This is a genomic window from Runella limosa DSM 17973 (assembly GCF_000482465.1).
Lineage (GTDB): Bacteria > Bacteroidota > Bacteroidia > Cytophagales > Spirosomataceae > Runella > Runella limosa.
In genome coordinates this window covers 1-7761 of record NZ_AXVJ01000080.1, presented here as the reverse complement: position 1 = coordinate 7761, position 7761 = coordinate 1, and the positions used below count along the sequence as shown (strand labels likewise).

The 7761-nt window shown below is 36.1% G+C and carries 9 protein-coding genes; 2 read left to right on the top strand and 7 right to left on the bottom strand.

Annotation, left to right across the window (positions count from 1 at the left end; genetic code table 11):
* The 4 genes from K339_RS37080 to mobF all read right to left on the bottom strand — a co-directional run.
* A partial coding sequence (locus K339_RS37080; protein WP_157607542.1) for a putative toxin-antitoxin system toxin component, PIN family occupies positions 1–483 on the bottom strand: 483 nt, incomplete at its 3' end.
* Complete coding sequence (locus K339_RS0109520; protein WP_028523387.1) at positions 461–661, bottom strand: hypothetical protein; 201 nt, start codon at positions 659–661, stop codon at positions 461–463. The genes K339_RS0109520 and K339_RS37080, both read right to left, overlap by 23 nt.
* 188 nt (positions 662–849) lie before the next feature.
* A complete protein-coding gene (locus K339_RS0109515) occupies positions 850–1242 on the bottom strand; it encodes a hypothetical protein (protein ID WP_028523386.1) in 393 nt (130 codons plus the stop codon).
* A complete protein-coding gene (mobF, locus tag K339_RS33165; protein WP_051397911.1) occupies positions 1211–4072 on the bottom strand; it encodes a MobF family relaxase in 2862 nt (953 codons plus the stop codon). The genes K339_RS0109515 and mobF overlap by 32 nt, the downstream gene beginning before the upstream one ends.
* A gap of 141 nt (positions 4073–4213) precedes the next feature.
* Between mobF and K339_RS0109505 the strand changes: the two genes are divergently transcribed.
* Positions 4214–5782 (top strand): type IV secretory system conjugative DNA transfer family protein, encoded by a 1569-nt coding sequence (locus tag K339_RS0109505; protein ID WP_028523385.1) that lies wholly within the window; start codon positions 4214–4216, stop codon positions 5780–5782.
* Here K339_RS0109505 and K339_RS0109500 read toward each other — a convergent pair whose 3' ends face one another.
* Positions 5783–5974 carry a hypothetical protein gene (locus K339_RS0109500; protein WP_028523384.1) on the bottom strand — a complete coding sequence of 64 codons (192 nt, stop codon included), beginning with the start codon at positions 5972–5974 and terminating at the stop codon, positions 5783–5785.
* Positions 5975–6024: 50 nt separating this feature from the next.
* On the opposite strand from K339_RS0109500, the gene K339_RS0109495 reads away from it, so the two are divergent.
* Entirely contained in the window at positions 6025–6537 is a 513-nt protein-coding gene (locus tag K339_RS0109495) for a hypothetical protein (protein ID WP_028523383.1), read from the top strand.
* Positions 6538–6565: 28 nt separating this feature from the next.
* On the opposite strand, the gene K339_RS0109490 is transcribed toward K339_RS0109495, so the two are convergent.
* Together K339_RS0109490 and K339_RS37490 are read right to left on the bottom strand one after the other, a co-directional pair.
* Positions 6566–7429, bottom strand: coding sequence for a hypothetical protein (locus tag K339_RS0109490; protein ID WP_028523382.1), 864 nt, complete (start codon positions 7427–7429; stop codon positions 6566–6568).
* Positions 7430–7530: 101 nt separating this feature from the next.
* The coding region (locus tag K339_RS37490) for a hypothetical protein (protein WP_037299883.1) at positions 7531–7761 on the bottom strand (231 nt) is incomplete at its 5' end.

Sequence of the window (7761 nt, the reverse complement as noted above, 5' to 3'; positions counted from 1 at the left end):
TGACTGGAAAGCGTTGATGGATTTCCAACTTATACGCCCCTTTAGCGAGCAAACGCCCAAGTGACGGTTTTTGTACGAAACGGCAAAACTACCCATAGTTGTATTCTTGTAGATTTCTAAGCTCAATAAATCATCATCACCAGTAACCAAAAAATGGGCATTGCAGCTTTCACAAATTCCAAGCAAGTAATCATCTTTTTTATCTCTAACTACCGTAGGGATTGATGCAACAGATACCTCTTTTAAAAATAGCATAGCCAAAGAGATAAATCTAATAATCTGGTTAGGTGCAATTATTTTTGAAAACTTCTTACGGGTAATAACGCCCTCAAATTCATGCAGCAGTTCAGTTGAGTAATAAACCTGTAAATGGCTATTTTTTAAAATCTTGTGGTATAGGGTTTTACGGGAGTTTCTACTGATACAAGCGGACACATACCAGTTTGCATCTACTACTATACTAATTTTTTTTCTTTTGGGCATTACGGAAGGCTTTTATTTCTTTTTGAATTTCAGCAGTTGAGATTTCAACGTCTGGCAGTTCTGCGTCCAGCTCTTCAAAAAGTTCATCAGCCATTTGTAATTGAATTTTTTTGGCAAGAACAAGCCTATCCTTTGCTGGAAAGGCGTTAAAGTTCTTTATGAATTCAACTTGTGTCATAGCGTTAATTTTTATTTATATACTGAATATAAACAAAACTACCACTTTCTTAACCATTTGTCAAAGGAGAAACGACCATTATTGTTAATGGCGGTAGGATTGTTTGTATAAAATCTGTATTTAATGAAATAAAGAAATACTGAAATCATTAAGAACTGAGCTACTGAGTTAAGTATGTACTTGACTACTTATGGCGCATCTTCCGTTACCTCAATATCTTTGATGTAAGTTTTATTTTCATCAGTTATATCTATATCAGAAATATTTGCCTGAATAAAACTTACCCTATGGCGTAATAGTTGAATGTAAATTTCGTGTAAATTCCGCCCCGTTATTTTTACATAATTGCCTGATATATAAATCTCTAACCCTTCGGAAGGGTCAAATTTTACTTTGGTCATGTAGGAATAAGGCAGCGCATAAAATTTGCCACCCTTTAGCCGTACATCAAGCATAATAGCCCGTCTGCTTGCTACCCGCTCAACATCCCAAAATTTACTGCCGCTATCTACAATATCTTCTTCAACGTCACTAATGGGAGTTTTAGGCTTATCTTTTAAAAGTTGTTCTTTTAGGTTCATTTTGTGTTATAACATGGTTTGAAGTTTGGGTAAATGTATTTGCTGGTTTTAGTTTTGATGCCGCTTCTTTCAGGTTTGAAACAGCAAAACGGCTAATATTTTCAGCTTTACTTTTCCAAGATGCGTAAGTATTGGCCAGTGATTGTAAACGGTTCACTAAAACAGCTTGTTGCATTATTTTCTTTTCAATAGCATCTCCTTTATCTGCTACATCATGGGCGGAAATACGCTCAGTACTCCGATTACTTACAATATTTTGCAAATCTTCTTTGCTATCTGTGTACACTGAAACGGCCTCTTTACCCCGTGATACAGAAACATAAAATTGTTCTTTGGTTGATGCTCCGAAGGAGTAGGAGCTTTGCGCCACTATTACTTTATCAACGGTTTTGCCTTGCGATGTGTTAGAGGTTACAGCGTAACCATGCGTAAAATGTCCAAAATCTTTATTCAGGGTTGAGCCATTACTCAGGCGTAAATTACCCTCTTTATCAAAGCCAGTAACGTTATATATCTGCCCGTTATTGAGCTTTGTTCCGTTTATGGCCTTACCGTTCTTGGTGATGCGTATTTTATCACCAGTGGCAAAATTGGCGTTTTGTGGCGCATATACTTGAAACTTGGCCGCTTCATCTTTCGGCAGCACCGTTTGAGTATTACCATTTTTTACAAGGACATTGCCGTTTTCATCTTTCCCCGTAATTGGAAGTTTTTCGCCAGCCTTAAAGCCTTTAATGTTCTGGTTAAATTCTACCACGTGGCCAGCCTGATAATTTACCGCATCTTGTCTTTCGGCCTCAGTAAGGTTTAAGTTTTTAAGCTTAGTTACCTGAATATCATCTTTATCTATTCGGCCAGCTTTTTGAAGTACTTCACGGATTTTATCCGTTACCATTTCCCCTTCTTTGTGGGTTGGAGCAACTACCAAAACATCTTTAAAACCTTTGCCTTTCCGTTCTGAAATACCCTGTAAATATTCAGTGGCAATTTCTTTTAAGCGTTGTTCTTTGTCTTTTATTTCACGGATAGAGCCATTTTTATCAAGTTGCTCATAACCTTTTTCAAAGTCTCCTTTTGAAATAAATTCCATTGCCTGTTTATAGGTTTTGGCGTTTTTTTGCCTCACAACCTCATTTACTCTAATTGCTTTTATGCCGCCTTTCTCCTGAATATTGCGGAACGCATCACCCCTTTCAACAGATGAATGTTGCTTTGTATCACCCGTTAAAATTATACGGTTATTATTCCGTTTGGCTAATTCCATTAACTGATTCATAGTTTTATTGCCAACCATGCCAGCTTCATCAATCCAAAGTACCTGGTTCTTTGTTTGTTGTTGCAGATCCTTATTTGCCAGGAGTGAAGCTAAAGTATCAGCATCTTTATAACCTTCACCACGCAGCACCCCCCGTGATGCTTCGGAGGAAGGCGCAAAAGCAAAGATTTTTCGGCCAGATTCTTCAATACCGTTTTTTACTTCGCCCATCAGGGTTGTTTTGCCCGTTCCGGCCCCGCCTTCAATGGAAATAATTCCGTTAGTTGAGCTTAAAGCGTGGGTTATTGCTTGCCTTTGTTCATAATTTAAGGCTTCATTTTTATATTGGTAATTATCATTCAGGGGTTTAAATCTGCCTTTGGAGTTGATGCAAGATTGTATAAGTTGATTTTCTTCTTGGATTGCTCCTTTAGTAGTAATGAGCTTTTTACCCTCAATATTTCCATGAATTAAATCTTTTCTATTGTCAAAAGCCTGTTTGATTTCGTCAGGAGTGCAGGAAGTAAAACCACGTTTGAAAGCATCGGTTAAAAGCTTTTTTTCTTCAATGGCTGATTTTCTTTCTAAACAATGGCTCAAAGAATAGTCTATACATTCATCAGGAGTAAGGCTTTTAGTTAGTTCAACTTCTTTTTTCTTTTCAATAGCAAAACCCTTTCCGCCGAAGGCGGAAGAAATTTTTTGCGCTTCTTCGTGATTAAGCCTACTTTTCCAGATTTCCCGCAGTTCATCAGCTCCAAGCCCTTTACGCTTATGCTCACGGGTTTTTGCTCCTAAATTATCTAATGCTTTGGCATTGGTTATTTCTTTTTCAGCAGCAAGCTTTTCAATTTCATTAGTACGACGGGAAAACTTATCAATGGTTTCTCTCGATATGCCAGCCAGTTCAAAATTTGTTTTGTTACGCTCTAACTCATAGCCTGTTTTTTGTAGTTTATCCGCCAACAGAGAATTAAAATAAGCTTCATAGTAAGGAGCATCAGCTTTGATTTGCCCAAATTGAGCAGCTTTCCAAACTTGCTCCTGTTCATCAAAGGTTGAATTGAAGGCGAAGCAATGGGCGTGTAAATGACAATCGGGTACACCATCAACAGGCCGTGATGTGGTATGAATAAATTCACCCCAAACGAGGTTTCCCGTTTGGCGGTCATTATCTTGGCCATTTTTTCTTACCCGTGTTGCAGCCTCTTTTTCTATATGCTGCATAGTTTCAGATACGGCACTACGGAACGCATCAAGTATGTTTTTATCTTCGTTGATACCATAAGCGATAGAAACCGATTTTGGTACACTAAAGGTAAAATCATAACCTACACGACGATTTTCATTATTACGTGCAGTTAGTTGTTCAGCGGTTTCAGGGTTAATATTGTAACATAGTGCTGTAAAGCTATCCTTTGTTACTTCACCAGATAGGCCAAGTTTTTCAGCAGATTTACCGCCCCAATTGCCGATTATTTCACCTTTTTCAGCGTAGTAATCTTGTTTTGATAATCCTTCATCATAATAACGTGAAGCACCTTCAGGGGAATTATTTGAGGTTATCCGAAGCATTTAGATACAGTTAATTTGTTCCTGAAAATTAGTAATGTAAATTTACAAAATCAGCAATCAGTATCTTATAGTATTAGTATATTTATTTTACACAGACATCTCCCCTTAGATGGCTAAGGAACAAAAACCCCTGCTTCGGATATGGACTTAGAATTTAATGATTTTTCATTTAAGGGTTTATTTGGTAGAAAAAACCAATCACTAAAATCAGTTGAAAACCGTCACCTATTCCCGCCAGAAACACCTCAATTTACCCCCTTCAAAGACCTTGAATATCCTTTGCTGCAACTTTCGGAAAATCCCGTAGATCGTTGGACAATTGCCGATGCCGTGCGCGGTACGCAAATCTTCGGTGGTATTGGGTCAGGTAAAAGCAGCGGTTCAGGTAAAACTTTAGCACTGCGATTTTTGGAAAGCGGCTTTGGCGGATTGGTACTTTGTGGCAAACCTGATGAAAAAGATAATTGGCTTGAATATGCCCGTAAGGCAAAGCGGGAAGATGATATTATAATATTCTCTAAAAATAGTGGCCATGAATTCAACCCGCTGCAATATGAAATTGAGCGTGAAGGAGAAGGCGCAGGAGCAACCCAAAACTTAGTAACCCTTTTTATGAATATTTTTCAATTAGGGCAGCGCATCAATGGCGGAGAGGCAAAGGAAAGTGAGCGGTTTTGGGAAAATGCCTTACGTCGCTGTATAATCCGTATTGTTGATTTATTGAAGCTTTCAGGGGAAGAACTATCAGTAGCAAATATGGCTGAGGTATTAAATTCAGCACCAACAGGAGCGGATTATATGGAATATCTTGCTACTCTTGAAACAGAAGAAGAATTAGAAAACTGGTTTTCTGAATCTGGTTATTGTACAAGTTGCATTCTGAAAGCCGCTGAAAAAAAACTTGATGAAGATGATAAAACCTGCTTTAATTTAGTTTATCGCTATTTCCTTCGAGATTATGCCAAGCTTGCAGAAAATACAAGGTCTGGCATATCTGAATCATTTTTAGGTATAGCAGAGCCGTTTCTTACTGGTTTACTCGCCAAGCAGTTTGCTAAAGGCACTAATATTAAACCTGAAATTACCCATCAAGGTAAAATTATCATTCTTGATTTTCCTGTAAAAGAGTTTTTAGAGATTGGTATTTATGCGCAGAGTATTTTTAAATTAATGTTTCAACAAGCCACCGAACGCAGAAAGATAGTTAACGGTCATGCTGTACCAGTCTTTTTATGGGTAGATGAAAGCCAGTTTTTTGTAACAGAATATGATATGTTATTTCAAACGACGGCAAGGAGCAGCCGAGCCTGTACAGTTTTTCTAACTCAAAATATCAGCAATTACTATGCTACCATAGGTGGCCAGCACTCAAAAGCCAAGGTAGATAGTTTACTTGGTAACTTGTGTACTAAGATATTTCACGCCAATAATGATTTTGAAACTAACCAATGGGCAGCAAATACTATTGGTAAAAGCTTTATAAAGGTTGATAGTAATAGCACAGGTTTTAATCCTGCAACACTGATACCTAACATGGGCTATACAGAGGCTAATCAATTACACTATCAAGTAGAGCCAAAAGAGTTTACTACCCTCAAATGCGGAGGGAGTGAACACGGTAACGAAGTAGAAGGCTACATGATAACCGCAGGTAAAAAATGGGCAGACGGAAATAACTATAAACAGGTATTTTTCTCCCAAACCCAATAGCTATTTTTCAGGCGATTTAGGTTTAACATGTTCCCCCCAAGTTTGCTCAGGTTTCTTGGTATGGGATTGTTCTCTAACCGTCTTTGCTCGGTTAATGATTTCACCTTTTTCGTTTTTTTCCCAATTAAATTTTTGTCCCGCACCCATCATGTTAGCATTGCGGATGCCGTTATTATCTTTATCCTTGCTCATATTAGTAAAATTTGGTATGCTAAATTAATAATAATTTAGAAATATCAATTATGAATAGTGAAGATTTTAAGAAACAGGTTGATGATTTATTTAAAAATGAAAAAGCATTGATTTATGATGCTGCTATGTTGCAAACGATAGAAGAAGCAAAACAAGGCAACCCTTTAGCTTGGTTAAATATATATGAAAGTTTTTTATGGGGTGATAACCCGAAAAGACGATATTCAAAACCAGTCTTTAAAGCTGCTAATAACCTCAATATTGCAAAATATTTTTGTCGCCTTGTAATTGATTATTTAAAATCTAACCTTGGCTATATAGAAAAACAAAGCTTTTGTACTTTTGAACAAGCAAACACAGATGTAAAAGATTTGGTTGTTGAGTTAGTTGATTTAGGGCTTATTGAGGAATTCTTATCAAATTTTGATGAAGCAAAAAAAATATATTGTGAAGCTATAAACCTAATGACTAAGACCCTTGAACCTGAACGTTGGGATTTTCGAGTCTTTGATTTTCTTCAAGAATTAATCAAGTTACAAGAAGAAAATCAAGCAAACCGCTAAATAACACATACTTACACAAGAATCAATTTTAAAATTGATAATACCCAATTTTACCTTTTACATTTAATTTTAGAGGTTTATTGTTAGGGGTATATATAGCATGTATTACATCAAGGTTAGGTTGTTCGGTATACTCAATTGTTGATCCTGCTTCTATATAAATACTATCAACTTTAAAATAATAATATTTGTCATTTATTGCCATAGTTGATAAATGATTAAGTTTAAATTTGCTTTCCTTCTTTAGTGAATCCATAAAATAAGTATTTTTTTCAATTAGTTCTGCTCTAATTTTCCTTTCCTTTGTATCTTCTTCTTCTGTAAAAGGCGTTACAATGCTCTCCAATGGATAATGTAAACTGTCAATTTTGATTAGATTTCTCTTTAATGTTTTGTCACCATTAGTTATAAACCAAACCATTTCATTCTCTGTAAAATCAGCATTTTTGATTTTTAAAGTTTTTAAACTATAATCATCATATTGACAAAGTTGCTCTTTATTAAAATTTAAAAGTAAATATTCTTCATTCATTTGCCACTTACCACTAAGATTGCAATTAATATCGGTGTTTATTTCAAAGGTATTATTATGAAATATTGTTAACTCACCTTTGGTTAGAATGCCATAGAAACTTTTACCAAGCCCATTGCTTCCCCCCGTAACTCTCCAAATTCCTGCTAACTTTTCCAATGGTGGAGAATTATGATTTTTTAAAAATCCCTTCTCTGTAATATTGTAATAGATAATATAAACAAATAAAAAGAGAGATAAAACCCTAACCGAAGGACGGAGTACCTTAAAAAGCGGGTGTTCAACTTTTTTTGAACTGGAGGGCAGCAGGAACCCTATTGAAAGTAGCACTACGGCAAACAGGCCAACAATATAGTTCATACAATTTAAGGTAAAGGGATATGCTTTTTATGCGTCACAAAATAATGCAAAAAAACATACGAGCCAAATTTTATGATATTTATTTATCAAATGGCAAAATTTTATTTCTCCCATCCTGAATCATGACCATTATTAGAGCTTTTGTGATGGTTTGTTGTTGCTTTTTTGAGAGGTAAATTTTTATTATTGCCTTCCTTACCGTCATTTTGTTTCCAATCTTTAATCCCCTTTATATCTTCTTCTGATATAACCTTTGAAAAATCGGGCATTGGAGCGGAGAAGAATTTGCCAGTTGCTTCTTTCCATCTTGGTTTTGGTTCGTCACTATGTTT